The organism is Pseudoxanthomonas sp., from assembly GCF_027498035.1.
In the GTDB taxonomy this organism is placed as follows: Bacteria; Pseudomonadota; Gammaproteobacteria; order Xanthomonadales; family Xanthomonadaceae; genus Pseudoxanthomonas_A.
The window spans coordinates 812,626-839,398 of the sequence record NZ_CP114978.1 but is presented as its reverse complement, the minus strand read 5'-3'; the positions used below and the strand labels follow the sequence as shown (position 1 = coordinate 839,398).

Below are 26,773 nucleotides of genomic sequence, written 5' to 3'. Positions count from 1 at the left end.
TGCCGCGGTGCGGTAGAATGTCGCGCTTCCCAAGCACTGGTTAGGTGGCCCGATGCTGCGCATCCTGGCTGAAGCACTGACGTACGACGACGTTTCCCTCGTCCCCGCCCACTCGCTCGTTCTGCCCAACGAGGTCAAGCTGGATACCCGGCTGACCCGCGACCTGCGCCTGAAACTGCCGATCCTGTCGGCCGCCATGGATACGGTCACCGAGCACCGCCTGGCCGTCACCATGGCCCAGCTGGGTGGCATCGGCATCATCCATAAGAACCTGACGGTCGCCGAACAGGCCGCCGAGGTCGCCCGGGTCAAGAAGTTCGAATCCGGCGTGATCACCGAGCCGTTCACGGTCGGCCCGGACACCACCATCGCCGAAGTCCTCAAGCTCACCCGCGCCCGCAACATCTCCGGCGTACCGGTGGTCGATGACGGCCAGCTGCTGGGCATCGTCACCAGCCGCGACATGCGCTTCGAGAAGAAGCTCGACGATCCGGTCAGCCACATCATGACCAAGAAGGATCGCCTGGTGACCGTGCGCGAAGGCGCCAGCGACGAGGAAGTGCTGGAGCTGCTGCACAAGCATCGCATCGAGAAGATCCTGGTGGTCAACGACAGCTTCGCGCTGCGCGGCCTGATCACGGTCAAGGACATCCAGAAGAAGTCCGACAGCCCCAACGCCGCCAAGGACGCGACCAGCCGCCTGCTGGCCGGCGCCGCGGTCGGTGTCGGTGGCGACACCGAGCAGCGCGTCGAAGCGCTGGCCGCCGCCGGTGTGGACGTGATCATCGTCGATACCGCGCATGGCCATTCGCAGGGCGTGCTGGATCGCGTCAACTGGGTCAAGAAGACCTATCCGCAGATCCAGGTGATCGGCGGCAACATCGTCACCGGCGATGCGGCCCTGGCGCTGATGGATGCGGGCGCCGATGCGGTCAAGGTTGGCGTCGGCCCGGGTTCGATCTGCACCACGCGCGTGGTTGCAGGCGTGGGCGTGCCGCAGATCACCGCGGTCAACATGGTGGCCGAGGCACTGCAGGACCGCATTCCGTTGATCGCCGATGGTGGCATTCGTTACTCGGGCGACATCGGCAAGGCGCTGGCCGCTGGCGCGTCTACGGTGATGATTGGTGGCCTGCTGGCCGGCACCGAGGAAGCTCCGGGCGAAGTCGAGTTGTTCCAGGGCCGCAGCTACAAGAGCTATCGCGGCATGGGTTCGCTGGCGGCGATGGAGAAGGGCTCCAAGGACCGCTATTTCCAGGACTCTTCCGATGCCGATAAGCTGGTCCCGGAAGGCATCGAAGGCCGCGTGCCGTATCGCGGTTCGGTCGGCGGCATCATCCACCAGCTGGTCGGTGGCCTGCGCGCCACCATGGGCTATGTCGGCTGTGCCACGGTCGAGGACATGCGCAGCAAGCCGCAGTTCGTGAAGATCACCGGCGCCGGCCAGCGCGAGAGCCACGTCCACGACGTGCAGATCACCAAAGAGCCGCCGAACTACAGGGCGGGATAAGGCAACGCGCTTGCGAGGCACGCTTCGCACGTTGGCGAACGCCCGGCCATGGACAGCTGGGCCGGTGGTTCCGAAAGCCGGGATGTTTTTCCCAGGGACGGCTGTAGTGGTGAATTCAAAGTGACGCGCGCGGATCCAGGTTTGCGCGCGTCGTCATATCCAGTCTTCAAGAGTGCGCCAGGCCGATGACCAACATCCATACCGACAAGATCCTGATCCTCGATTTCGGCGCGCAGTACACGCAGCTGATCGCTCGCCGCATCCGCGAGATCGGCGTGTACTGTGAAATTTGGGCGTGGGACCACGACCCGGCCGAGATTGCCGGCTTCGGCGCCAAGGGCATCATCCTGTCCGGTGGCCCGGAGTCGACCACGCTGCCGGGCGCGCCCGCCGCACCGCAGGAAGTCTTCGACAGCGGCCTGCCGGTGTTCGGCATCTGCTATGGCATGCAGACCCTGGCTGCGCAGCTGGGTGGCGCGACCGAAGCAGCCGACCAGCGTGAGTTCGGCCATGCCGAAGTCAACGTCATCAATCCCGATGCGCTGTTCAAGGGCTTGAGCGATCACGGCGGCGAGCCGCGTTTGAACGTGTGGATGAGCCACGGTGATCATGTTTCCGTCGCGCCGCCGGGCTTCACCATCACCGCCACCACCGATCGCATTCCGGTCGCTGCGATGGCGAACGAAGAAAAGCGCTGGTACGGCGTGCAGTTCCATCCGGAAGTCACCCACACCCTGCAGGGCCAGGCGCTGCTGAGACGCTTCGTGGTCGATGTGTGCGGCTGCCAGACGCTGTGGACCGCGGCCAACATCATCGACGACCAGATCGCCCGCGTGCGCGAGCAGGCCGGCGATGATGAAGTGATCTTGGGCCTGTCCGGCGGCGTCGATTCTTCGGTGGTCGCCGCGTTGCTGCACAAGGCGATCGGCGACAAGCTGACCTGCGTGTTTGTCGATACCGGCCTGTTGCGCTGGCAGGAAGGCGACCAGGTGATGGCGATGTTCGCCGAGCACATGGGCGTCAAGGTCATCCGCGTGAATGCCGCGGATCGCTACTTCAGCAAGCTGGAAGGCGTGGCCGACCCGGAAGCCAAGCGCAAGATCATCGGCAACCTGTTCGTGGACATCTTCGACGAGGAGTCCAACAAGCTCAGCAACGCCAAGTGGCTGGCGCAGGGCACCATCTACCCGGACGTGATCGAGTCGGCCGGCAGCAAGACTGGCAAGGCCCACGTCATCAAGAGCCACCACAACGTCGGCGGCCTGCCCGAGCACATGAAGCTGGGCCTGGTCGAGCCGCTGCGCGAGTTGTTCAAGGACGAAGTGCGCCGCCTCGGCGTCGAACTCGGCCTGCCGCGCAGCATGGTCTACCGCCACCCGTTCCCGGGCCCGGGCCTGGGCGTGCGCATCCTGGGCGAAGTGAAGCGTGAGTACGCCGAGCTGCTGGCCAAGGCCGACGCGATCTTCATCGACGAGCTGCGCAAGGCCGACCTGTACGACAAGACCAGCCAAGCGTTCGCGGTGTTCCTGCCGGTGAAGTCGGTCGGCGTGGTCGGTGATGCGCGTGCGTATGAGTGGGTGATCGCGCTGCGTGCGGTGGAGACCATCGACTTCATGACCGCGCACTGGGCGCACCTGCCGTACGACTTCCTCGGGACCGTCAGCAACCGCATCATCAATGAACTGCGCGGGGTCTCGCGCGTGGTCTACGACATCAGCGGTAAGCCGCCGGCGACGATCGAGTGGGAGTGAAATCAGGTCCTTCGGGGACTATCGCTCAGTATCGGAAGGTTGATGTAATTCTTTAATTTATAAAGATTTACTTCACGACAGCCATCGATGACTATCGCTAACCAGCGGAACAGGTTGACGGTGGCGCCTGGCAGGGGTGTCGAACTCACTGGCAGGCGTCGCTCGAGTTTGTGAAAACGTGAATCAACTGGTGAAAGAGGCCTTGGGTCAGCCTTCCCCGGTCGAATGCGCCACGCGCTCCAGGTAGCCCAGGCACAACGACGCCAATTGCCCACTCCAGGCCCTTACGATGGAAGCTGGTGCGCCATTTTCGATCATGTACGTGGTTGGCCCCACCATCGCGGCCAGGAACATATAGGCGGCGGTGGGCAGGTCGCTGAACTGCACATCTTTTGCCGTGCGCAACGCAGCGCTCAGTATCGCGAGTGCCCGCTTCTCCGTTTCGGTGGCTAGTGAGCGCGAGTCAAGTTCGCCAGCAACCGCATATAAGGCGCGTGCCTCATCGAGGCGTTCAATTTTCGCCATGACGAATGCATTGACGATCGTAGACACAATCTCCGGTAGTGACTTGCCGTGGACCGACTCCGCGGCCTGCTCCACGTGACTTCCCACCTCGCCGACATGGCGTTCTACGACTGCGAAAAGCAGGGCTTGCTTGTTGGGGTAATACTGGTAGAGCGTTCCCACGGACGTTCCGGCTCGTTCGGCCACTCGAATCGTTGTTAGCCGCTGCAGGCCTTCGCCTAGCAAAACCTGAATAGTTGCCTCGAATATCGCGTCGACCGTGGCCTTGGATCTCGCTTGCGCTGGCTTTTTTCTAGCGGATATATCTGGCTTTCCAGTTGTTCGCATATGCGAATAGTAAATATGAAGAATTATTCATATTGTATTGACTGCATATGTTTATTCAACTGATCGGGCATGAACAATATTCGTCGCGATGCCGCCGCGAATTCCAGCCGCCCTCCCGGGCCTGCAGGCAGTGGTGCTTATGCTTAGGCCTGATATGGCAGTTGGATAAAGCCATTGGTCGCGTGCGGATGTCGAGTTGCTCTTGACGTACGTATTGCACCGGGGGGGGGGGGCAGCCGGAACTTGGTCATGAGTCTGACGGCGCGATTCCGGGACGCGTGACGTTCCGCGCTGGAAGCGTACTTATCAATAACCAATCCATGGGAAAAAGCATGTCTACAGTGTTGATAACTGGTGGTCACTCCGGCCTGGGCTTCGAGGCATCAAAGCAACTGGCTTCGATGGGAAGCGACCTTGTGATCGCCGGTCGTGATTTGGGAAGGATTGGGGACGCAGCGAGTGAGCTGCGATCAGTCTTCGGTGTGAAGGTTCATGCCCTGCAGATGGATGTGTCTTCGCTGGATTCTGTTCGGCGCGCAGCTGCAATATGTGAAGGGAAGATCCGGAACGGCGAGATGGGTCGGTTACAAGCCGTCATCTGCAATGCTGGCGGGAGCTTTCCGGGGGAGGTTGCCTTCAGCGCTGATGGATATGAAATCACTTTCGCAACCAACTATCTTGGGCATTTCCTGCTTGTGCAGTTGCTGCTCGAATCGTTGACCGATGAGGGGCGTATTGTCTTCGTCGCCAGCGGCACGCACGATCCCGACACAAGCGACGGGAAGCTGGTTGGCAAGGCCCTCACCGCAGATGTCTCGGCATTGGCGCGACTGGGAAGGGGTGGCGCAACTTCGTCGACGTTCGGGCAACGCTATGCGACCTCGAAGCTGTGCATGATCCTGTGTGCGTACGAACTTGATCGAAGGTTGCGCAGAGCAGGCAGGTCGACCTCGTCTATCGCATACGACCCAGGATCGATACCCGAGACTGGCCTGATGCGTGGCTTGCCCGCACCACTTCAGTGGTTGAGCAAGACGTCGGCGATGCGGCTGGCATCAAAAATGATGGGGATTACTCAGGGCCGTCTGGATTTCTCAGGAGCGTCGATGGCCAGGATTGCCATCGACCCGGCCTATGCACATGTGTCTGGAAAATATCTGCAGTCCAGTAACGGGAAGCTGTCGGTGACGAAGTCTTCTGTCGCTTCATACAACGAAGCAAGTGCGGCGAAGCTTTGGGATGACTCGCAGCGTCTTGCTGATTCCCAGGGTTCCGAGGGAAAAACACCTGTATAGCGTGCGCGCTTCGGACATCTTGTCGTGGGCAATTCGGTCGATCCGGGAAGCGCGCTCGAACGCCGCAATCATCGGGGGATGGCTTCGCACGCGCGGTGGGCCGGCCAGGTGCGGGGTCGACTGATGGTGTTTCCCCGGTCCTGGGGCACGGACGCCGGCGAAGCCACCAGAGGGGGGGCGTGGCAAGGCGATATTGCCGTGTTTGCGGCAAGCCCAAGCAGGCCATTGCCTGACTTGGGCGCCGGGATTTGCACAATGGGGTTCCATCGCTGCCGGTTGGTGGCGGACACCATGCGAGCCCCACGATGAAATCACTGCTGTTCCTGGCCGTCTGCACGCTGGCGCTGTGCACGCCGCTAGCCTTTGCCGATGACGCCTCCGATCCTGCGGCAACACCGGCCGGTTCACTGGAAGTGGTCGCCCGTTTCAATGGGCCTGGTCCTTCCGGCATCGCGGTGACGCCGCAAGGTCGCGTGTTTGTCGGTTTTCCGCGGCATGCGGACAACCACGCTGGGGTGACCTTGGCCGAACTGGTCGACGGCAAGCTCGTGCCCTTTCCCTCGCGTGCGATGAGCCTGCCCTCGCAGGCCCCATTCGCGCAGTGGCTGGTGTCGGTCCATGGCATGACCACCGACACGCGCGGCAACCTGTGGGTCATCGACGACGGCAAGCGCGCTGGCATCGGCGGGATTCCCGATGGCGCGGCCAAGGTCGTGGGCTTTGACCCGGACACCGGCAAGGTGATTGCCAAGGTGGTGCTCAAGGCGCCCGCGCTGCTGCAGGACAGCCACATGAACGACCTGCGGGTCGACCTGACCCATGGGAACAAGGGCACGGCCTACATCAGTGATTCCTCGTTCGGCACCTCGCCGGCCCTGGTCGTGGTCGACCTGGCCAGTGGTCGCCAGCGCCGGGTGCTGGAGCACCATGTGTCCACGCAGCCGCAAGCCGGATTCATGGCGATCCTGGATGGCAAGCCGATGCGCTATGACGCCAGGCATCCGACCTTTCCGGTGGGCGGTGCCGATGCGATCACGCTGAGTCCGGATTCGAAGACGCTGTACTACGCGCCGTTGACGAGCCGTGCGCTGTACAGCATTCCCACGGCGTTGCTGTCTGACTTCAGCGCCAGTGAGGCGACGCTGGGCGCGGCGGTCAGCGACCTGGGCGAGAAGGGCTTCGCGGATGGCATGGCGACCGACGCGCAGGGCCGGCTTTACATCACCGATGGCGAGCACGATGCCATCCTGCGGCGCTGGCCCGATGGGCACCTGGACACCGTGGTGCGCGATCCGCGCATCGTCTGGCCCGATGGGATCGCCACCACCGACAAGTACGTCTACGTGACCCTGGGGCAGTGGGATCGTCTGCCGGGTTTCAATGGCGGTCGTGACCTGCGCCAGCCGCCCTATCTGCTCGTGCGCGCGCCGATCGCGCCGGCGCCCACGCTGGATGCATCCCACCCGGCCGATTGAGCGGTGGGGCAATCATCGGGCACCGTCCGGGGGGCGCTCGATCCCCGGGAATCTGGGCGCTGCCATTGGTGGTTTTCTTGTGTTATGAGGTGTCTGTGCAGGTGACATACTGACGAAAAGGCATCAGGAAAGGCGTGCGGCGGAAATGGCTTATTTGTAATATTTGCTCAGGCAACCACTAGGCGACCCACAGCAATGGATACCCCCGCGAGCGAACCGGAAGGCAAGCGTTTCGAATCCCTGACCCGTCGAGATTTCCTGATAGGCGCCGGTTCGGTCGCCTTTCTCGTCGCCTGCGGCGGGAGCGCGCTGACCGCTGTCGGAGCGCCCGGGCCTTCGACTGTCGTGGACCAGCAGTTCCTGAAGTTGTCCCGTGTATTGACCGGGAAAACGGATCTCAACCCGGCGACCGCCGTCCGGATTGAAGCGGCGTTTGCCAAGCTGCAGCCCGAACTCCACGCGCAGTTCCCCGTGCTGGCCAAGCTGGCCGAGACGTCCACTGATCCGGCCGCGCTGGTCGAGACGGCAGGGGAGGCCAAGCCCGCTGCGCTGGCCATCATCGCTGCCTGGTACACCGGCACGGTCGGCAAGGGCGTCACTGCCATCACCGTGGCTTATCGCGACGCGCTGATGCAGCGTCCGACCGACGATGGCCTGTCCCCGCCGACCTATGCCATGGGTGGCCCGGCCTGGTGGACCGCCCCCGTTCCTGCACCGCTGCGCTCGCAGAGCTGATTGCTGCCCGGTCTTTCGATCCCTGCACGCGTCAGGCGCGCAGACCCCTTTCTTGAAAAAATCTGGAAATCCTCCCCATGAAAGTGCCCACTTTCCATGACGGCGATGCCGATGCTGACGTCGTCATCGTCGGCTCTGGCGTCGTCGGCGCCCTGATCGCCAACCAACTTGTCCGTGCAGGCAAGTCGGTGCTGGTCCTGGAGGCCGGCCCACGCTTGAACCGCTCCGATGTGGTCGAGAACTGGCGCGATGCCAGCTTCGAACGCCGCCTGGGCAGCGACTTCCAGGGGCCGTACCCGCAGTCGCCGTTCGCGACCGCGCCGCTGTACTACCCGGCCAACGACTACGTGGCGTTGACCGGGCCGGATGCCAACAGCTTCCGCCAAGGCTTCATCAAGGCGGTGGGCGGCACGACCTGGCACTGGGCCGCGTCGTGCTGGCGCCACCTGCCGGTCGATTTCCGGATGAAGTCTGCTTATGGCGTTGGCCGCGACTGGCCGCTCAGCTATGACGACATCGAGCCGTACTACTGCCGTGCCGAGGAGGCGATGGGCGTGTCCGGCCCGAACGACCCGGCCAAGCAGAGCCCGTCCGAGCGCTCCAAGCCGTACCTGGCCGACATGATTCCGTGGGGCAATGGCGATACGGCGTTCGCCGAAGTGGTCAATCCGCACGGTTACAACCTGGTGCCGATTCCGCAGGGCCGCATGGTCAAGCCATGGAACGATCGTCCTGCCTGCTGCGGCAACAACAACTGCCAGCCGATCTGCCCGATCGGCGCGATGTACAACGGCGTCCACACCGTCGAAGCGGCGGAACGGCAGGGCGCCAAGGTCTTGGCCGAATCGGTGGTCTACCGCATCGATACCGACGCGCAGAACCGCGTGACCGCCGTGCACTGGTACGACAACCAGAAGGTCAGCCACAAGGCGACCGGACGCAACTTCGTGATCGCCTGCAATGCGCTGGAAACCCCACGCCTGCTGCTGATGGCGGCCAACGAACAGAACCCGACCGGCATCGCCAATTCGTCCGACCAGGTCGGACGCAACATGATGGATCACTCGGGTTTCCACTGCTCGTTCATCGCCGACCGGCCGATGTGGCTGGGCCGTGGCCCGGCGCAGTCCAGCTGCATGGTCGGGCCGCGCGATGGCGCGTTCCGTTCCGAGTATTCCTCCACCAAGATCATCCTCAACAACATCAGTCGCGTGGCTGCCGCCACCGACCAGGCGTTGAAGAAGGGATTGGTCGGCGATGCGCTGGATGCGGAAATCCGCCGCCGCGCGGTGTATGGCGTGGACCTGTCGATCAGCCTGGAGCCGCTGCCCGACCCGGACAACCGCCTGACCCTGTCCAAGACGCGCGTGGACGGACATGGCCTGCCGTGCCCGGACATCCACTACTCGCTGGGCGACTACGCACGCAAGGGCTACGACAAGTCCTGCGAGCAGCTGCGCCACATCGGCTCGCTGTTCAATGCCGAGGAGTTCGTCATCACCACCGCGCTCAATGCCAACAACCACATCATGGGTTCGACCATCATGGGCGCCGATCCGCGCGATTCGGTGGTCGACATCGACTGCCGTGCGCACGACCACCCCAACCTGTACCTGCCCGGTGGCAGCGCGATGGTTTCGGCCAGCGTGGTCAACAGCACCCTGACCATGGCGGCACTGGCACTGCGGGCGGCTGACGCCATCGAGCGTGCCGCATGAACAGGTTTTTCGTGGGTGCCGTGGCCCTGATGCTGGCTGCGGCCAGCCAGGTGTCGCGTGCCGATGATGCGGTCGAACACGGCCGCTACCTGTCCGTGGCCGCCGACTGTGCGGCGTGCCATACCAGCCCCAAGGGCGGCAAGCCCTATGCGGGCGGCTACGCCATCAGTTCGCCGCTGGGCCAGATCTGGGCCAGCAACATCACGCCGTCCAAGCGCCACGGTATCGGTGAGTATTCCGAAGCCGACTTCGCCAAGGCCGTGCGCGAGGGCGTGCGCAAGGACGGCGCGCACCTGTACCCGGCAATGCCGTACACCGCTTACGCCAAGCTCACCGATGAGGACGTGCACGCGCTGTACGTCTACTTCATGCAGGACGTGAAGCCGGTGGACGAGGCGGCGCAGCAGACCGACCTGCCGTTTCCCTTCAGTGTCCGCGCGTCGATGGCGGGCTGGAACCTGCTGTTCCTGGACAAGCAGACCTTCAAGCCCGATCCGTCCAAGGACGCGCAGTGGAACCGCGGCGCCTATCTGGTGGAGGGGCTGGAACACTGCTCCAGCTGCCACAGCCCGCGTGGCCTGATGATGCAGGAAGTGGGCAGCAAGGCTTTGGCCGGCGGCTCGCTGGGTGACTGGTACGCGCCCAACATCACTTCGGACAAGATCAGTGGCATCGGTGGCTGGAGCGATACCGAACTGGCGCAGTACCTGAAGACCGGCCGCGTGGTCGGCAAGGCGCAGGCTGGTGGCGGCATGGCCGAGGCGGTGACCAACAGCCTGTCCAAGCTGCACGATGACGATATCGCTGCCATCGTGGCCTATCTGCGCACCGTGCCTGCGGTGTCCGACACCGGTGTCGAGCGCGCCGCCTTCGACTGGGGCGATGCCAGCAAGAGCCCGGGCGAACAGCCAGTGCGCGGGACGGGGGCATCGTCCTCGTCGGGCGAGGTGCTGTATTCGGGCCTGTGCGCGAGCTGCCACGGCGCCCGTGGCGAGGGCAGCCATGACGGCTATTACCCCTCGCTGGTCCACAACACCACCGTGGGCATGGCCAGTCCGCAGAACCTGGTGGCGGCCATCGTCAACGGCGTTGATCGGGAAGTCGGCGACCAGCACGTGCTGATGCCGCATTTCTCCGAAGGTTCCTACGTGCAGCCGCTGACCGACGAGGAAGTGGCCTCGGTCGCCAGCTATGTGCGAACGAACTTCGGCCCCGGTGACCAGGTCACCGCCGCGCAGGTCACCCTCATGCGGGCAGGGGGCGACAAGCCCTTGATTGCCAAGCTCGGGCAGCTCTGGTTGCCGGCCGTGATCGTGGTCGTGCTCGCATTGATCGCGTTGGTGCTGCTGGTGCGTCGCGCCCGTCGCAGCAAGCAGCAGAAAGGAAAGGTATGAACCGCAGGCACCACCATCTGATCGTTACCGGCATGTTGGCCGCCTTCAGCCTGACGGCGCAGGCCGAGGAGGCCGAGCGCCCGAAGCCCAAGCAGAAGTCGGTCGATACCATCGCCCAGACGCCGCTCAGCTGCGGACTGGGACGCGCGCAAATGGCTGCAGGACCGCGGCGTGACGCCGACCGCGCGCATCGTCGTGGCCAGTGGCGTCAACAGCAACGGCTATCGCGGCAACGGCTGGTCCACGGCCGAGCATTTCGACCTGGGCGCGATCATCGACACCGGCAAGCTGTTCGGTTTCGACGGCACGATGCGGGTGGTGTTCTCCGACCGCTTCGGTAACGCGGTCAACGACCGTTCCACCGGCTCGTACGTCCAGAACCAGGCGTTCTGGGGCCAGGGCCAGAACCTGCGTTTCAACGAGTTGTCCTACGAGCGCTTCTTCCTGGCCAAGCGGCTCAGCCTGAAGGGCGGTTTCTACTCGATGGGCAACGACTACGGTGGCCTGCCGTACACCTGCAACTTCAACAACAACGCCCAGTGCGGCCATCCGCTGGGGCCAATCTACAGCTCGGGCTGGCTGGACAATCCGACCGGCCAGTGGGGCTTGCGGGTCAAGTGGGCCGATCCTTCGGGCTGGTACGCGCAGGCTGGCGTGTACGACGTCAACCCGACGCGCAAGCAGGCTGGCAATGGCTTCCGGATTTCGGCGGAAGGCAAGACCGGCATCTTCCTGCCGGTGGAAGTGGGCTTCACCCACGGCAAGACCGGCTACGACTACACCGGCACCTACAAAGTCGGCTATTACCTGGATACCTCCAACGCGGCCGATATCGGCAATCCAGCCGCGCCGTATGCCTCGCATCGCAGTGGTTCGTACGTGCAGGCAGCCCAGCGCGTGTGGAAGCCCGAAGGTGACACTGTGCGTGGTCTATCCGTGTTCGGCGTGGCCACCCAGGCCGATGCGAAGACCGGCCTGCTGCGTTATTCGTGGGAAGCCGGCCTGAGCTGGCGTGGCCTGGTGGCCTCGCGCGAGGACGATGCGTTGAGCCTGGCCTGGAACCGGCTGGATGTCTCCAGCCGGCTGGCCGACTACCAGCGCCTGACCGGCAAGGACGTGCAGACTGACGAGCAGTTCGTCGAACTGAACTACGGCGTGCAGGTCAGGCGCTGGTTGATCCTGCGTCCTGCACTGCAGTACGTGACCCGCCCGGGCGGTTATGCCAGCAGGCCGGACAGCTGGGTGTTTGTGTTGCAGGCGCAGGCCACGCTCTAAGCGGGCTTCGATGGCTTGCATCGGGCGCGGTTCGCTCGGGCAACCCAGCTTCCGGCCCTTCGGTTCCAGCGGCATCACTGGCGTGTCTTCGACCGCCAGTGCGGGGCCTGTCCGAAACCTGGCGGCATCGTCACGACTGGATGCGCTTCGCGTAGCACCCGCCGCCCGGCGTTGAGGTCGCTGGTGAGGCTGTGGCCGCGCGCTAGACGTGTGCGACCGTCCACACTGATGCTGTGTGCGGTCCTGCCAGGGGCGAGACGCCCAGCGCGGGCAATACCCGCCACGGCACCAAAACCAATCCTTCCATCCGCTCCAGGAATGCCGCGTGCCGGGTCCGGTGGCGGGGGCGCGCAATGCTCCTCCGCGGGTGGGCCGGCACCGCCTGCGCGGGCGGTCCGATGGGCTTGTCAGAAACTTGATCGGCGCTGCTCCAGGCAAGCGCTGGGTTTCACGATGCATTGACTGGAACTGGCGTCTCTGTCCCGTGCAGCGGCATGGCCCGGCGTGACCGTGGAGCCTCGGGCTTCGGCGGAGATGGCGCGGCAGGCTTCACGGCGATGACAGGCCTGTCAGCAAGGCGGATTGATGAGCCAGGCGAATAGGACTTAGTCGTTCGACGGCGTAACGGCGCGGTTTCAGACGCCTAGAATCGGGGGTGTTGCGCTCGCCTTGGGTCGCGCGTTGCCGTTTCGTTTCCGCAAGTCCAATTTCGCGTGCGCAGCCGAATGCTGCCGGCCCAGTTTCTTTCCCACCTAGCCAAGAGGTTCAGCCAGGCATGGAGACTCCATTGAACGATCTGAAGATCACCCGTCGCGTCCTGCTCAAGGCCGGAACTGCTTCGGTGGCGACGGCGGCCTCTGGCAGCCTCATGGCCGGTCCCGCCCGCGCTGCGCTGGCGGGACCGGCCCCCGAGCAGGTCACCACCCAGCGCGTGGCCTTCGAGGTCAACGGAAAACCGGTCGCGCTTGAGCTGGATACACGCACCACGCTGCTGGATGCGCTGCGCGAACATCTCAAGCTCACCGGCACCAAGAAAGGCTGCGATCACGGCCAGTGCGGCGCCTGCACGGCGATCGTCGATGGCCGGCGCATCAATACCTGCCTGAGCTTCGCGGTGATGCATGAAGGGTCGAAGATCACCACGATCGAAGGCCTGGGCCAGCCCGGTGCACTGCATCCGATGCAGGCGGCGTTCGTCAAGCACGATGGCTACCAATGCGGGTACTGCACGCCAGGCCAGATCTGTTCGGCGGTGGCGGTGCTGGACGAGATCAAGCAGGGCATTCCCAGCCACGTCAGCGAGGACCTCAACGCGACGATGGAAGTGACGGCGACCGAACTGCGTGAGCGCATGAGTGGCAACCTCTGCCGTTGCGGTGCGTACTCCAACATCGTCGAAGCGATCACCGAAGTGTCGGGAGCGCGCGCATGAAAGCCTTCACGTACGAACGTGCTTCATCACCGGCCGACGCGGCCGCGGCGCTGGTCCGGACGCCGAATGCGAAGTTCATTGCCGGCGGCACCAACCTGATCGACCTGATGAAGCTGCAGATCGAAACGCCCACGCATCTGGTGGACGTCAATGGACTGGGCTTCGACAGCATCGAGAAGACCGCCGATGGCGGCTTGCGCATCGGCGCACTGGTACGCAACACCGACCTGGCCGCCGACAAGGTCGTGCGGACCGATTACCCGTTGCTCTCGCGTGCGCTGGTTGCCGGCGCGTCCGGCCAGCTGCGCAACAAGGCCACCACTGCGGGCAACCTGCTGCAGCGGACCCGTTGCCCGTATTTCTACGACACCAGCCAGCCCTGCAACAAACGCCTGCCGGGCAGTGGTTGCGGCGCACTGGAAGGCTTCAACCGCATGCTGGCCATCGTCGGCACCAGCAAGGCCTGCATCGCGACCCATCCCAGCGACATGGCCGTGGCCATGCGTGCGCTGGATGCCAAGGTCGAAACGCTGCAGGCCAGCGGCAAGACCCGCACGATTGCCCTGGAGCAGTTGTACAAGGCACCCGGCACCACGCCGCATATCGAGACCACGCTGGAGCGCGGCGAGCTGATCACTGCGGTGACCCTGCCCAGGCCGGTCGGCGGAAAACAGGTCTATCACAAGGTCCGCGACCGGGCCTCCTACGCGTTCGCACTGGTGTCGGTGGCCGCGATCGTGCAGCCCGACGGCACCGGTCGCGTCGCGCTGGGTGGCGTGGCGCACAAACCCTGGCGCGATGCGGCCGCCGATGCGCAGTTCCCCAACGGTGCCAAGGCCGTGGTGGACCGCCTGCTGGCCGATGCCAGGCCAACCGAACACAATGCCTTCAAAGTGCCGCTGGCCGAGCGTGCGCTGGGCGCGATCATTGCTGAAGCGAGGGCTTGAACATGCGATTCGATACCCCCGCCACGACCAACCCGATCGACCAGGGCAAGGTCATCGGCAAACCGCACGATCGCATCGATGGTCCGCTCAAGACCACCGGCACCGCGCCGTATGCATATGAGCGCCACGACGTGGTGCCCGGCCAGGTCTATGGATTCGTCGTTGGCGCGACGATCGCCAAGGGCCAGATCCGTTCGATGGACCTGGCTGCAGCCAAGGCCGCGCCGGGCGTGCTGGGCATCGTCACGGCCGCCAGCGCGGGCAAGCTGGGCAAGGGCAAATTCAACACCGCGCACCTGCTGGGCGGGCCGGAGGTGCAGCACTACCACCAGGCCATCGCGCTGGTGGTGGCCGAGACCTTTGAGCAGGCGCGCGCCGCCGCGCAGCTGGTGAAGGTGGATTACGCACGCAAGCCTGGTGCGTTCGATCTGGCCGCCGCGCGTAGCAGCGCGACCATGCCCAGCGGCGCGTCTGATCGAGACACAGCGGTCGGCGATTTCGCCGGTGCGTTCGCCGCTGCACCGGTGCAGCTGGATGCGACCTACACCACGCCCGATCATTCCCACGCCATGATGGAGCCGCATGCATCCATCGCCAGCTGGGAGGATGACAAGCTCACCCTCTGGACTTCCAACCAGATGATCGCCTGGAGCGTGGGTGACGTGGCGGCGACGCTCGACGTGCCGAAGGAAAACGTGCGCCTGGTGTCGCCGTACATCGGTGGCGGATTCGGCGGAAAGCTCTTCGTGCGCACTGATGCGATTCTCGCCGCGGTCGGCGCCAGGGCCGTGGGCCGCCCGGTCAAGGTCAACCTGACCCGGCCGCAGATGTTCAACAACACCACCCATCGCCCGGCCACGATCCAGCGCCTGCGCCTGGGTGCCACGACCGACGGCAAGCTCACCGCGATCGGCCATGAAAGCTGGTCGGGCGACCTGGAAGGCGGCGGCCCGGAAACAGCCGTCGCCCAGACCCAACTGCTCTACGCCGGCGCCAATCGCATGACCGCCATGCGCCTGGCCGTGCTGGACCTGCCCGAAGGCAATGCGATGCGTGCGCCGGGCGAGGCGCCGGGCCTGATGGCGCTGGAGATCGCCATGGACGAGATGGCCGAGAAGCTCAAGCTCGACCCGATCCAGTTCCGGATCCTCAACGACACCCAGGTCGATCCGGCCAACCCGGAGCGGCCGTTCTCGCAGCGCAAGCTGATCGAGTGCCTGCAGACCGGCTCCAAGCAATTCGGCTGGGACAAGCGCAGCGCCACCCCGGCAAGCCGTCGCGAAGGCCGCTGGTTGATCGGCATCGGCGTGGCCGCGGCATATCGCGGCAACCTCAACATGAAGTCCGGTGCGCGCGTCACATTGGATCGCGAGGGCGTGGTCACGGTCGAAACCGACATGACCGACATCGGCACCGGCAGCTACACGATCATCGCCCAGACCGCCGCCGAGGTCATGGGCCTGCGGCTGGAGCAGGTGCAAGGTCAGCCTGGGTGATTCGGCGTTCCCGGTCTCGGCCGGGTCGGGCGGGCAGTGGGGTGCCAACAGTTCCACCGCCGGCGTCTACGCGGCCTGCATGAAGCTACGCGAGGCGGTCGCTGGCAAGCTTGGACTGGACCCGGCCAAGGCCGAGTTTTCAGATGGCAGGGTATCGGTGGGCCGCAAGCATCTGGCGCTGGCCGATGCGGCGGCAGCGGGCAACCTGACGGTGGAGGACAGCATCGAGTTCGGTGACCTGGCCAGGAAGTACCAGCAGTCCACCTTCGGCGCGCATTTCGTCGAGGTGGCCGTGGACAGCGCCACGGCCGAAATCCGCATCCGCCGGATGCTGGCGGTGTGCGCGGCCGGCCGCATCCTCAACCCGAAGTCCGCGCGCAGCCAGGTGATCGGTGCGATGGCGATGGGTGCCGGCGCGGCATTGATGGAAGAGCTGGTGGTCGACAAGCGGCTGGGGTTCTTCGTCAACCACGACCTGGCCGGCTACGAAGTGGCGGTGCATGCGGATATCCCGCACCAGGAAGTCATCTTCCTGGATGAGACCGATCCGACCACTTCGCCGATGAAGGCCAAGGGCGTGGGCGAACTCGGCATCTGCGGCGTTGCCGCAGCCATCGCCAATGCGACCTACAACGCCACCGGTGTGCGCGTGCGCGACTATCCGGTCACGCTGGACAAGTTGCTGGCTGCAATGCCTGGCCCGCTGACTGCATGAACGCCCGGCTCGCGCCCAGTTTCCCAACCACCAACCCGTGGCCGGAGTGGCCCAGCTACGGCCTGGTTGCGGACCTGTTGCCAGTCCTGGGCCAATGGCATCAGCAGGGCCTGCAGTGCGCCTTGGCGACGCTGATCGACGTGCAGGGATCTGCCCCCCGTCCGGTGGGCAGTGAGATGGCGATCTGCAGCGACGGACGAGTGGCCGGTTACGTGTCCGGCGGATGCGTTGAAGCCGCCGTAGCCCTGGAAGCCATGGCCTGCATCGTCAGATGGCCAGTCCCGCTATCTGGACTACGGGCAGGACAGTCCCATCCTGGACATCCAGCTCAGCTGCGGTGGACGGATTGGCATCCTGGTCAGGCCACTGCCGGATCTGGGCGATTACCTGGCCCGTCGCTGGCACCATCGCGAGCTTCGCCTTCCCCTGCGGATGGCGCTGCATCGCGGTTCCGGCAGCGTTCGCTACCTGGGTGCGGCCCAGGCAGCGGAGCGCGACGAAGTCCTCCAGGTCCATCAGGTGCCGCCCAGGCTGGTCGTGTTTGGCGCGGACCCGGCGGTACTCGCGCTGGTCGAACTGGCGCCGCGGTTCGGGATCGACCTGCATGTGGTGCGACCCGATGGGCCTGTTGCCGCGCCGCCGGGGCTCCCTGTGTCGCACTACGAACGGCGGCGCCTGGACACCGCGCTGGCAGCGCTTCGCTTTGACGACCGCACGGCGATCTACAGCCTCATGCACGATGCGAGCGCCGACCTGCAGATCATGCAGGCGGGCCTGGCATCGGAGGCCGCCTGCATCGGGGTGCTGGGCAGTCGTGGCAAGCGCAGGGGGCGCCTGGCAGCGTTGCAGGCACTGGGTGTGCAGGATGCGGACCTGGGCAGGCTCCGGATGCCGGCGGGGCAACGGGTGGCCGGCTCAACGCCACACGGGATTGCGATGGGCATCATCGCCGAGGCAATCGAGGCCATCGAACAGAAGGGGCGCTGAGCCAGGCAATGGAGCGATTGCTGCCGCAAGCGTCTGCGTCAGAAGCATGGCCGTAGCGGGGAAGCCCGGCCTGGGATGGACCACCATTGCGAGGCCACGCGTGTTGGCCGCCTCGATTCAGGCGGGGGATATCGCCGACTGCCCGGCGTGATCGGCCAGGTCGCTGGTCTCAGATGGCATCGCCTTGATGCTCCCACGGAGGAGCCATGAATCGCCCGGCCAGGAAGTCGACGAACGCCTGGACCCGCGGTGGTTGCAGGCGGCGTGCCGGCGTGACGGCATTGATCTGCGAAACAGGCGGTGGATACGCGGGCAGCACGACCTCCAGGCGTCCTGCCCGCAGGTCGTCCGCCACGTGCCAGAGCGAGTGCAGCGCAATGCCCTGGCCCGCCACCACGGCGTCCCTGAGCAGTTCGCCAAAATTGCTTTCGAACCTGCTGCGCATGCGGACCCGCAACGTTTCCCCGTCGGGCGCGGTCAGTTGCCAGGTGTCCTGCCGCCCGGTGCGGCCCATCAGCAGGATGCCGTCGTGGTTCGAGAGCTCGTCGGGGTGCTGCGGCACGCCGCGACGGCGCAGGTAATCGGGCGAGGCGACCAGGACGCGGTGGTTGGAGGCGATCGGCCGGGCCACCAGGCCCGAATCCTCCATGGGACCGATGCGGATGGCCAGGTCGAATCCGTCTTTCACCAGGTCGACCAGATCGTCGCTCAGATGCGCGCTGATGCTGACCTGTGGATGCAGTGCCTGGAACGCCGGAAGCAGCGGCGAGACGTACTGCCGCCCGAAGGATGCGGACAGGGTCACGCGCAGCGTTCCGGTGACGCCGACCGCACGCTCGCGCAGCCCTTCGCCAAGCGCCTCGAACTCTTCCACCAGCGGGCGGCCGCGCTCGGCCAGAGCCTGGCCTTCGGCCGTGGGATGTAGCCGGCGGGTGGTCCGGTGGAACAGGCGCACGCCCAGGTCGCGTTCCAGGCGCTGGAGGCGCTGGCTGGCCACGGCGACCGAAAGGTCCTGGCTGCGGGCTGCGGCGGTGATGGAGCCCAGGTCCAGCACTCGCAGGAACAGGGCGATGTCGCCAATCCGGTCCATGGCCATTATCAATAAATAATTGAAAGTGATTCAGGATAATAGTGGTTTTAGTGGCAAGCGTGGATGCGCAGGATGGTCGCCCTTCCTTCTGCAGACAGAGCGTCCCCCGTGTCTCCTCCGACTTCCGCATCGCGCATGCCCGCCGCCTTGTATGCCCTGACCATCGGTGCATTCGGCATCGGCACCACCGAGTTCGTGCTGATGGGCCTGTTGCAGCAGGTGGCCAGTGACCTCGGCGTCTCCATTCCCGCCGCTGGCATGCTGATCAGCGGCTACGCGCTGGGCGTGTTTGTCGGTGCCCCGGTGCTGACCCTTGCCACCGCCAAGCTGCCGCGCAAAGCGGTACTGGTCGCGCTGATGGCGATCTTCACCCTGGGCAACCTGGCTTGCGCGTTGGCGCCGGACTACACCATGTTGATGGCCGCGCGCGTACTGACCTCGCTGGCCCACGGCACCTTCTTCGGTGTCGGCGCGGTGGTGGCGACCTCACTGGTGCCGGCCGAGCGCAAGGCGTCGGCGATCTCGATCATGTTCGCCGGACTGACCGTGGCCACGCTGCTTGGGGTGCCGGCCGGTGCGTGGCTGGGCCTGCACTTCGGCTGGCGGGCGACGTTCTGGGCGGTGGCCGCGATCGGTGTGATCGCCCTGGCCGTGGTCGCGTGGTGGGTACCGGCCTCGGCCGGCGCGGGCAGGGCCGTGCACTGGCGCGAGGAAGTGGCGGTGCTGGGCCGCAGGCAGGTGCTGCTGGCGCTGGCAATGACGGTGCTGGGCTATGCGGGCGTGTTCGCGGTATTCACCTACATCCAGCCGCTGCTGGTGGAGGTCACTGGCTTCAGCCAGGCTGCGGTGTCGCCGGTATTGCTGGTGTTCGGCGTCGGCATGATCGTCGGCAACCTGCTTGGTGGTCGTCTGGCCGACCGTCGCCCCACGCCCACGCTGATCGGCTCGCTGGTCGCCCTTGCGGTGGTGCTGGTGCTGATGACCTTCGTGCTGCATTCGCAGATCGCGATGATCGCCTTCGTCGGCCTGCTCGGCGTGGCTGCATTCGCCACCGTCGCGCCGCTGCAGCTGCGGGTGCTGGACCAGGCACAGGGCGCGGGCCAGAACCTGGCTTCCAGCCTCAACATCGCTGCCTTCAACCTGGGCAACGCGCTGGGTGCATGGGTCGGTGGGGTCGTGGTGGCCAGTGCGTTGGGCCTGCCGGCGACACCCTGGGTCGCAGCGCTGATCACGAGCGTGGGGCTGGTCATTGCGCTGCTCAGCGTGCGGGCCGAACGCCGCGGTGCTGTTGCGCCGGCCTGTGCACAGGCCGGCTGATCGATCCTCCTACTGCGAGATATCCATGGACACCCGTTTCCTCGGCCGTTCCGGCCTGAAAGTCCCCGTGCTCGGCTTCGGTGCCGGCACCTTCGGCGGCAAGGGACCGCTGTTTTCGGCCTGGGGCGATACCGGCGTCGAACAGGCCCGGCGCATGGTCGATCTGTGCCTGGACGCGGGCCTGAATCTGTTCGACACCGCCGACGTGTATTCCGATGGCGCGTCGGAGGAGATCCTCGGCGCCGCGCTGCAGGGCCGCCGTGATCAGGTGCTGCTCTCCACCAAGACCGGCCTGCGCCTGGGTGATGGGCCGAACGATGCGGGTGCTTCGCGCTTCCGCCTGCTGCGCGCGGTAGAGGCTTCGCTCAAGCGCCTGCGCACCGACTACATCGATCTGCTGCAGCTGCATGCCTTCGACGCGATGACGCCGGTGGAGGAGACCTTGTCCACGCTCGACGACCTGGTGCGTGCCGGCAAGGTGCGCTACCTGGGTGCATCGAACTACGCCGGCTGGCAGCTGATGAAGTCGTTGTCGGTCGCCGACGCACATGGCTGGAGTCGCTTCGTCGCCAACCAGGCCTACTATTCGCTGGCCGGCCGCGACTACGAATGGGAGCTGATGCCGCTCGGCATCGACCAGGGCGTGGGCGCGGTGGTCTGGAGTCCGCTCGGTTGGGGCCGGCTGACCGGCAAGCTGCGCCGTGGCCAGGCGCTGCCGGAGCAGAGCAGGCTGCACGACACCGCCGCGTTCGGACCTGCGGTCGATGACGAACGCCTGTTCGGCATCGTTGACGTGCTTGATGCGATTGCCGGCGAAACCGGCCATACGATTCCGCAAATCGCGATCAACTGGCTGCTGCAGCGGCCGACGGTGAGCACGGTCCTGATTGGCGCACGTACCGAGGCGCAGTTGCGCGACAACCTCGGCGCGGTCGGCTGGTCGCTGGATGCCGGGCAGCTGGCGCGGCTGGACGCGGCCAGTCTGGTGGATGCGCCGTATCCGTATTACCCCTACTGGCGCGGACAGTTCAGCGAGCGCAGCCCGCTTGCGGTGCAGGTGGGAGGTTGAAGGGGATGCCCGGTCGTTGATCTAGAGCGAAGACCAGCTTCTCCCCCCACGGTTCGGCGTATCGCTAGTAGACGTCCCGACGATAGCGCGCGGATGCCAGCAGCTGCTCGACGGTGTCGTCGCCCAGGACCGTACGCAGGGTGTGGTCGACCTCTTCGGCCATGCCCAGCAGCGAGCCACAGACATACAGCGACGCGCCTGCGTTCACCCATTGCGCCAACTCGGTCGCGGCTTCGGCCAGTTGATGCTGCACGTAGCGCCGTTCCGGCTGGTCACGCGAGAACGCCAGGTCGACGCGGGCCAGGTGCCCCTGCTGCTGCCAATGCTGCATCTCATCGGCGAACAGGTGGTCGTGTCTTGCAGTGCGCTCGCCGAAGATCAGCCAGTGGCCGTGATGGCCGGCGGTGTCCGCCTCCCTGAGCAGGCTGCGCAGGCCGGCGATGCCGGTGCCATTGCCGATCAAAAGCATCGGCGCGCGGTCCTCCAGGCGATGGAAGCCGTTGTTGCTGCGAATCCGGGCCTGCACCGCCGTCCCAGGTGCTGCATGCAGGCACAACCAGCCCGATCCAAGCCCATGGCGTCCATCGGGCGTGGTGGTCAGGCGCACGACCAGCTCCGCAGCACCGTCTTCCTTGATCGAGGCGACTGAATATTCGCGGTGCGGCAAGGCTGGAAGGGCATCAAGCCACGCCTGTGCATCGACGACCTGCTGCGCGCCTGGCCCGGGTGGGGGCAGGGCGCGCGTGGCCAGGGCCTGTGCCAGTGGGAGATGGCTGCCATCGACCAGGACGGCTTCGGCATGTGCAAGGCCTGCGCATGCGAGCGCTTGTGCGATCTGTACATCGTTGTTGCAGGGCGCGATCTGAAGGATGTCGCCGGCTTTCCAGTGCACACCGTCGGGCGGGACCAGGGCGACATGCCAGATCTCACCGGCTGCGCTGCCGGGATTGAGCTGGGTGCGCTCGCGCAGTGTCCATGCCTGCCAGGGGATCTGCTGCACGAGCGGCGTCTGCGCCTGCAGGCCGGTGATGCCGGTCAGCTGCTGTTGCCAGGCCGCGAGTGCCTCCGCATCGTCGCGGTCGACTTCGATCGGCGGGAACAGGGGACGCGCCCCTTGTGCATGCAGCCAGGTCTCCACGCGCCGGGAAAATCCACAGAAACGCGTGTACTGCCGGTCGCCCAGCGCCAGCATCGCGTAACCCAGTTCGGGCAAGGCATGCAGCTTGTCCAGGAACCTGCGTTCGAAGGCGCGTGCGGTGTCTGGCGCTTCTCCATCGCCAAAGGTGCTGAGGACGAACAGCGCATTGCGCGTCCTGGAGAGCAGTGCATCGTCGAGGTGGCCAATCGGTTCGACCTGCACGGCCAGGCCGGCCGCACGCAGCTGGCCGGCGGTGAGCCAGGCCAGCTGCTCGGCGAAGCCGCTCTGGCTGGCGAAGGACACCAGCCATGGGGTGCCTACAGCGCCGTCGTTGACCAGTCCGGGTGAGAGGCCGGCGCGCGAGTCACGCACCTGCCGTTTCTTTCGACGCCGGTCCAGGTACAACATCCAGCCGGTGACAAGGAACAGCGGCATGCACAGGCTGGCCAGCATCACCAGCACGCGCCCGGGCAGGCCGAAGAAGCTGCCCGAGTGCAGTGCGAACACGCTGGTGATCAGCTGCCTGCCCAGCGGCTGGTCGGCATAGCGGGTGCGCTTGAGGATCTGGCCGGTGGCGGCATCAATGTCCACGCTGTCGAATGCGCGCGGATGCGGTGCATCGGCCTGGCGATAGCGCGCAGTCAGGGGCGCGCCCGGACGATTGGGGAAGCGCAGTTCGTACGCCAGGCCCGGCAGTCCAGGCAGCTGGTCGATGGCGTGCTGCACGGCGCTCAGATCCATGCCCCTGGCCGGCTTTCCGGCCGGCCGGCCTTCGCTGCGTGGTTCACCGCCGAGCACCGCCACGAAACCGGTCCGGTACCAGTCGTACGACCAGTACAGGCCGGTGAGCGCGATCAGCAGATAGAACACCAGGCACCAGGTGCCGACGACCGAATGCAGGCTCCACAGGAAGCTGCGTCCGCTGCGCTGCCACTGCACCTGCCACCACTCGCGCAGCGACCACCAGCGACGCGGCCAGCGCAGGTACAGCCCGGACAGGCAGAAGAACACCAGCACGATCACGCAGGCACCGGTGACCTGCTTGCCGGCCTCGCCGGCGACCAGGCGCCGATGCAGGTCTTCGATGAACTGCAGCACCGGCGCCAGAGTGGGTTCCGGCAATGCCTGGCCACTGTAGGGGTCGAAGTACACGCTGCCATCGACGCCCTTGAAGCGCATGCTCGAAAGGCGCTCGCCGCCAGGGTCGAGATTGAAGCGGGTCAGCTCGGCCTTCGGTGACGGGCGCAGTTTCACGACGAGCTGCTCCATCGTCAGCGGCGCCAGGCCGGCGCGCTGCTGCGCGGCGATGGTGTCGGTTGCCGGCGTGGTCCATCGCACCAGTTCGTCCTCGAACGATAGCGTTGCGCCGGTGATGCCCATGAGCGCCAGGACAGTGCCGGCGGTGATGCCGAGGAACCAGTGCAGCTGGAACAGGATGTTCTTGATCACTGGGAAAACCCGGGCGCCGTTTTCAATGTGGAAAAGCTGTCGGTATGCACGGGCGGCCTGTGGTCGGCGATTGTTTGTGGCAGTGCATCATTCTAGACTAATGCGACGCATTCGCATCTAATGTCACGGAAGAACGGCGCGGTGTGCCCATCTCCACACCACAGGTTCTCCATGTCCCGACTCGTTCCCCGCCTGCTGCCGCTGGCCTTGCTTGCGGCGCTGCCTGCGTTTGCCTCCGAATCCGAAACGCCGGCCATTCCTGCCGCCGATATGCCCACCCAGGCCGACCTGGATGCGGTGAAGGTCGTCGGCCTGCGCCAGAACGGCTTCACCGTGCCCGACAGCCAGACTGGCCCGTATCGCGGCATGGACATGCTGGACGTGCCGGCCAACATCAACGTGGTTTCGCGCGACCTGCTGGACGCGCAGGGCGCGACGGGGCTGTACGACGCGCTGCGCAACGTGGCCGGCGTGGTCCGCCAGCAGCAGAGCGGGGTGGCCTACGACCAGCTCTCCATCCGTGGCATCAACCTGGACAACCGCGCCAGCTACCTGTTCAACGGGGTGCTGCCGTTCGACAACAATGTGCCGATCCCGATGGAAGACAAGGAGCGCGTGGAAGTGCTCAAGGGCGCCGCGGCCCTGTACTACGGTTTTGTCACGCCGGGCGGCGTGGTCAACCTGGTCACCAAGCGCGCGACGGTCAAGCCGATCACCTCGGTGTCGCTGTCGGCCGACGACCAGGGCGGGACCCAGGTGCACCTGGACGTGGGCCGCCGCTTCGGCAGCGAAAAGCAGTTCGGCATCCGCGTCAACGCCGTGGACCAGAACATCCACTTGCCCATCGACGGCGACAACGGCTACCGCAAGATGGCCAGCGCCGCGCTGGACTGGGACGTCAACAGCCGCCTGAGCCTGCATTACGACGTGGAGCGCATCCGCGCGCGCATCACCGAGCAGGCGGCCATCGTCCCGCCGGCTGCGGTCAACGGCGTGATCACGCTGCCGAGCCTGCCGGACGCCAGCAAGCTGCTGTCGATGAAAGGCAAGGACACGCTGTCCGATGCCACCACGCACCTGCTCAGTGGTGAGTACGCGTTGAGCGACCTGTGGACGGCACGCTTCAGCGCCGGCCAGTCGGTGACCCGCCGTGATCGCTGGCTGTGGATCTTCGACAACTACAACAAGACCACGGGCGAAGGCACCGTCTACGGCGCCGACCAGAAGGGCCAGGAATACACCAACACCAACTATCGCGGCAGCGTCGAGGGCGTCTTCCACACCGGTCCGGCAATCCATCACCTGCAGGTCGGTGCCGATGCCAACAAGCTCTACCAGCCCAGCTTCAACACTTACATGTACACCGCCGCGCAGAACATGTACGACGCAGTGACCATTACCTCACTGACGCGCTCGCCGACCGGTTCGAAGACCACGCTGCGCGATCGCGCGTTCTACGAGCAGACCATCCGCGACAGCGGCGTTTACGCCATGGACCGGGTGGAGCTGGGTGACCGATGGCAGGTCATCGGCGCGCTGCGCTATGCGCGCTACGGCACGCGCCAGCTCAATGCCGATTCCTACAATACCAGCGCGACCACGCCGTCCTTCAGCGTGACCTACAAGCTCTCGCCCAAGGCCACGATCTACGCGAGCTACGTCGAAGGCCTGGAATCCGGCGGTACCGCGCCCAGCGCGGCGATCAATGCCGGCCAGGCGCTGCCCGCGGCGGTCAGTCGGCAGAAGGAGGTCGGCGCGCGCTATCGCATGGACAACGGCACGCTGCTGTCGGCGTCCGTGTTCCGCCTGGACCAGGCCTCGGCCGATACCGATGACAGCGGCGTCTATGCGCTCAACGGCCAGGCGCGCTACCAGGGCCTGGAGTTCTCCGCGCAGGGCAACCTGACCGAGAACCTGTCGGCCGTGGTCACCGGCATGCTGCTGGATGCGGAGATCGTCAAGGCGACCACTGCCAGCCTGGAAGGCAACACGCCCAACAACACGCCCAAGCGCACTGCGAGCCTGTTCTTCAACTATCGCGTGCCGTTCCTTGAAGGCCTGTCGGTGAGCACTGGTGCGTTCGCGATGGCCTCGCGCCCGATCGACGACCAGAACCGCGCCAGCATCCCGGGCTACACGACCTACATTGCCGGCGCCGCCTATGCCATGCGCCTGCATGGGGTGCCAACCACCTTCAAGCTCAACGTCGAGAACCTCAGCGACAAGCGCTACTGGAGTGCGGCCGGCAGCGGCCAGCTCGCCGTCGGCCTGCCGCGCACGCTGAACTTCAATGTCACCTTCGACTTCTGACCCGATGGAGCTTCCTGCAATGCAACGTGTGACCAGAGCCGCCGTGCAGTTTGCGATGGTGTTGTCGCTGCTGCTTTCGTTCGGTTCGGCCCGGGCCGAACCGGCCGCGCACGCCGGCAAACGCGTGTTCTACGTCACCCGGCTGGATGAAGTGCCCGGTGCCAATGAGCGCCATCGGCAGATCCAGCAACAGGGCCTGGCCGCCGACAGGATCGTGGCCGCGCACCTGGAAGCCCTGGGTTTCAAGGTGACCTTCGTCGACCAGACCGTGGACCCGACGCGGGCGGCCGGCTACGACCTGGTGGTGCTGTCTTCGGTGGTGCAGTCGCGCGAGATGGCCGACACCGCCTTCAAGGACACCAAGGTGCCGCTGCTGACCTGGGAAAACGACCTGATGGATTCGCTGCGCCTGACCGGCCGCAGGAAGGGCGTGGATTACGGCGAGGTGGAGAAGGAGCACTACATCCGCATCATCAACGCACCGCATGCGCTGGCCGGCGGCGTGCCCAACGGCAAGACCTATGTGTACCCGCGTGACGTGATGATGGGTTGGGGCGTGCCGGCACGTGCAGCGACGGTGATCGCCACGCTGCCGGGTGAACCCGACAAGGCGGTGGTATTCGCCTACGAGAAGGGCGCGACGATGGATTACGACTTCGTCGCACCGGCGCGCCGGGTCGCGCTGTTCCTGGACAACGACACGTTCTCCAGCCTGAGCCCGGATGGGCTCAAGTTGTTCGATGCCGCGGTCGAATGGTCGGTTGAACCATAGGCAATGGCGGCGTCCTGCGACCGGGACGCCACCTTCCACAAGGCTG

General features: G+C 65.4%; 17 protein-coding genes and 2 pseudogenes. 16 read left to right on the top strand and 3 right to left on the bottom strand.

Annotation, left to right across the window (positions count from 1 at the left end; translation table 11 throughout):
- Positions 1-52 precede the first annotated feature (52 nt).
- Both guaB and guaA read left to right on the top strand, forming a co-directional pair.
- A complete protein-coding gene (guaB, locus tag O8I58_RS03765; protein ID WP_298320815.1) occupies positions 53-1,510 on the top strand; it encodes an IMP dehydrogenase in 1,458 nt (485 codons plus the stop codon).
- A 185-nt stretch (positions 1,511-1,695) separates the two neighbouring features.
- Entirely contained in the window at positions 1,696-3,261 is a 1,566-nt protein-coding gene (gene guaA, locus O8I58_RS03760) for a glutamine-hydrolyzing GMP synthase (protein WP_298320814.1), read from the top strand.
- 207 nt (positions 3,262-3,468) lie between these two features.
- Here guaA and O8I58_RS03755 read toward each other — a convergent pair whose 3' ends face one another.
- Positions 3,469-3,948, bottom strand: a complete 480-nt coding sequence (locus O8I58_RS03755; RefSeq protein WP_298320812.1) for a TetR/AcrR family transcriptional regulator — start codon at positions 3,946-3,948, stop codon at positions 3,469-3,471.
- Between the two features lie 497 nt (positions 3,949-4,445).
- Between O8I58_RS03755 and O8I58_RS03750 the strand changes: the two genes are divergently transcribed.
- The 10 genes and pseudogenes from O8I58_RS03750 (at position 4,446) to O8I58_RS03705 (ending at position 17,582) form a co-directional block, all read left to right on the top strand.
- The gene (locus O8I58_RS03750; protein ID WP_298320810.1) at positions 4,446-5,408 is read left to right on the top strand and encodes an SDR family NAD(P)-dependent oxidoreductase; all 963 of its coding nucleotides are present in this window, start codon (positions 4,446-4,448) and stop codon (positions 5,406-5,408) included.
- 305 nt (positions 5,409-5,713) lie between these two features.
- On the top strand, positions 5,714-6,883 hold the full coding sequence (locus O8I58_RS03745; RefSeq protein ID WP_298320808.1) for an L-dopachrome tautomerase-related protein: 1,170 nt from the start codon (positions 5,714-5,716) through the stop codon (positions 6,881-6,883).
- A 195-nt stretch (positions 6,884-7,078) separates the two neighbouring features.
- Positions 7,079-7,618, top strand: coding sequence for a sugar dehydrogenase complex small subunit (locus tag O8I58_RS03740; protein WP_298320807.1), 540 nt, complete (start codon positions 7,079-7,081; stop codon positions 7,616-7,618).
- 77 nt (positions 7,619-7,695) lie between these two features.
- The gene (locus O8I58_RS03735; protein WP_298320805.1) at positions 7,696-9,336 is read left to right on the top strand and encodes a GMC family oxidoreductase; all 1,641 of its coding nucleotides are present in this window, start codon (positions 7,696-7,698) and stop codon (positions 9,334-9,336) included.
- A complete protein-coding gene (locus O8I58_RS03730) occupies positions 9,333-10,730 on the top strand; it encodes a c-type cytochrome (RefSeq protein WP_298320803.1) in 1,398 nt (465 codons plus the stop codon). The genes O8I58_RS03735 and O8I58_RS03730 overlap by 4 nt, the downstream gene beginning before the upstream one ends.
- A gap of 171 nt (positions 10,731-10,901) precedes the next feature.
- Complete coding sequence (locus O8I58_RS03725; protein ID WP_298320802.1) at positions 10,902-12,005, top strand: carbohydrate porin; 1,104 nt, start codon at positions 10,902-10,904, stop codon at positions 12,003-12,005.
- Positions 12,006-12,792: 787 nt separating this feature from the next.
- Positions 12,793-13,437 carry an aldehyde dehydrogenase iron-sulfur subunit PaoA gene (gene paoA, locus O8I58_RS03720; RefSeq protein WP_298322694.1) on the top strand — a complete coding sequence of 215 codons (645 nt, stop codon included), beginning with the start codon at positions 12,793-12,795 and terminating at the stop codon, positions 13,435-13,437.
- A complete protein-coding gene (locus O8I58_RS03715) occupies positions 13,434-14,384 on the top strand; it encodes an FAD binding domain-containing protein (RefSeq protein ID WP_298320799.1) in 951 nt (316 codons plus the stop codon). Before paoA ends, O8I58_RS03715 begins: the two co-directional genes overlap by 4 nt.
- 2 nt (positions 14,385-14,386) lie before the next feature.
- Positions 14,387-16,595 (top strand): annotated as a pseudogene (gene paoC / locus O8I58_RS03710) (aldehyde oxidoreductase molybdenum-binding subunit PaoC).
- Positions 16,592-17,582: pseudogene (locus O8I58_RS03705) on the top strand (XdhC family protein). Before paoC ends, O8I58_RS03705 begins: the two co-directional pseudogenes overlap by 4 nt.
- Before the next feature lie 169 nt (positions 17,583-17,751).
- On the opposite strand, the gene O8I58_RS03700 reads toward O8I58_RS03705, so the two are convergent.
- The gene (locus O8I58_RS03700) at positions 17,752-18,672 is read right to left on the bottom strand and encodes a LysR family transcriptional regulator (RefSeq protein WP_298320798.1); all 921 of its coding nucleotides are present in this window, start codon (positions 18,670-18,672) and stop codon (positions 17,752-17,754) included.
- Between the two features lie 108 nt (positions 18,673-18,780).
- Between O8I58_RS03700 and O8I58_RS03695 the strand changes: the two genes are divergently transcribed.
- Positions 18,781-19,989: an MFS transporter gene (locus tag O8I58_RS03695; protein WP_298320797.1), complete on the top strand. Its 1,209-nt coding sequence runs from the start codon at positions 18,781-18,783 to the stop codon at positions 19,987-19,989.
- Between the two features lie 25 nt (positions 19,990-20,014).
- On the top strand, positions 20,015-21,058 hold the full coding sequence (locus tag O8I58_RS03690) for an aldo/keto reductase (RefSeq protein WP_298320795.1): 1,044 nt from the start codon (positions 20,015-20,017) through the stop codon (positions 21,056-21,058).
- 64 nt (positions 21,059-21,122) lie between these two features.
- On the opposite strand, the gene O8I58_RS03685 is transcribed toward O8I58_RS03690, so the two are convergent.
- Entirely contained in the window at positions 21,123-23,645 is a 2,523-nt protein-coding gene (locus O8I58_RS03685; protein WP_298320793.1) for a PepSY domain-containing protein, read from the bottom strand.
- A gap of 171 nt (positions 23,646-23,816) precedes the next feature.
- On the opposite strand from O8I58_RS03685, the gene O8I58_RS03680 reads away from it, so the two are divergent.
- Positions 23,817-25,955 (top strand): TonB-dependent siderophore receptor, encoded by a 2,139-nt coding sequence (locus tag O8I58_RS03680; RefSeq protein WP_298320791.1) that lies wholly within the window; start codon positions 23,817-23,819, stop codon positions 25,953-25,955.
- Positions 25,956-25,974: 19 nt separating this feature from the next.
- The gene (locus tag O8I58_RS03675; protein WP_298320789.1) at positions 25,975-26,727 is read left to right on the top strand and encodes a hypothetical protein; all 753 of its coding nucleotides are present in this window, start codon (positions 25,975-25,977) and stop codon (positions 26,725-26,727) included.
- Positions 26,728-26,773: the final 46 nt, after the last annotated feature.

Bases quoted from the DNA above. Each gene is read 5' to 3' on its own strand.
- guaA (WP_298320814.1), top strand. From the start codon at position 1,696: ATGACCAACATCCATACCGACAAGATCCTGATCCTCGATTTCGGCGCG.
- O8I58_RS03700 (WP_298320798.1), bottom strand. From the start codon at position 18,672: ATGGACCGGATTGGCGACATCGCCCTGTTCCTGCGAGTGCTGGACCTG.
- O8I58_RS03735 (WP_298320805.1), top strand. From the start codon at position 7,696: ATGAAAGTGCCCACTTTCCATGACGGCGATGCCGATGCTGACGTCGTC.
- O8I58_RS03745 (WP_298320808.1), top strand. From the start codon at position 5,714: ATGAAATCACTGCTGTTCCTGGCCGTCTGCACGCTGGCGCTGTGCACG.
- O8I58_RS03715 (WP_298320799.1), top strand. From the start codon at position 13,434: ATGAAAGCCTTCACGTACGAACGTGCTTCATCACCGGCCGACGCGGCC.
- guaB (WP_298320815.1), top strand. From the start codon at position 53: ATGCTGCGCATCCTGGCTGAAGCACTGACGTACGACGACGTTTCCCTC.
- O8I58_RS03690 (WP_298320795.1), top strand. From the start codon at position 20,015: ATGGACACCCGTTTCCTCGGCCGTTCCGGCCTGAAAGTCCCCGTGCTC.
- O8I58_RS03740 (WP_298320807.1), top strand. From the start codon at position 7,079: ATGGATACCCCCGCGAGCGAACCGGAAGGCAAGCGTTTCGAATCCCTG.
- O8I58_RS03730 (WP_298320803.1), top strand. From the start codon at position 9,333: ATGAACAGGTTTTTCGTGGGTGCCGTGGCCCTGATGCTGGCTGCGGCC.
- O8I58_RS03750 (WP_298320810.1), top strand. From the start codon at position 4,446: ATGTCTACAGTGTTGATAACTGGTGGTCACTCCGGCCTGGGCTTCGAG.
- O8I58_RS03675 (WP_298320789.1), top strand. From the start codon at position 25,975: ATGCAACGTGTGACCAGAGCCGCCGTGCAGTTTGCGATGGTGTTGTCG.
- O8I58_RS03680 (WP_298320791.1), top strand. From the start codon at position 23,817: ATGTCCCGACTCGTTCCCCGCCTGCTGCCGCTGGCCTTGCTTGCGGCG.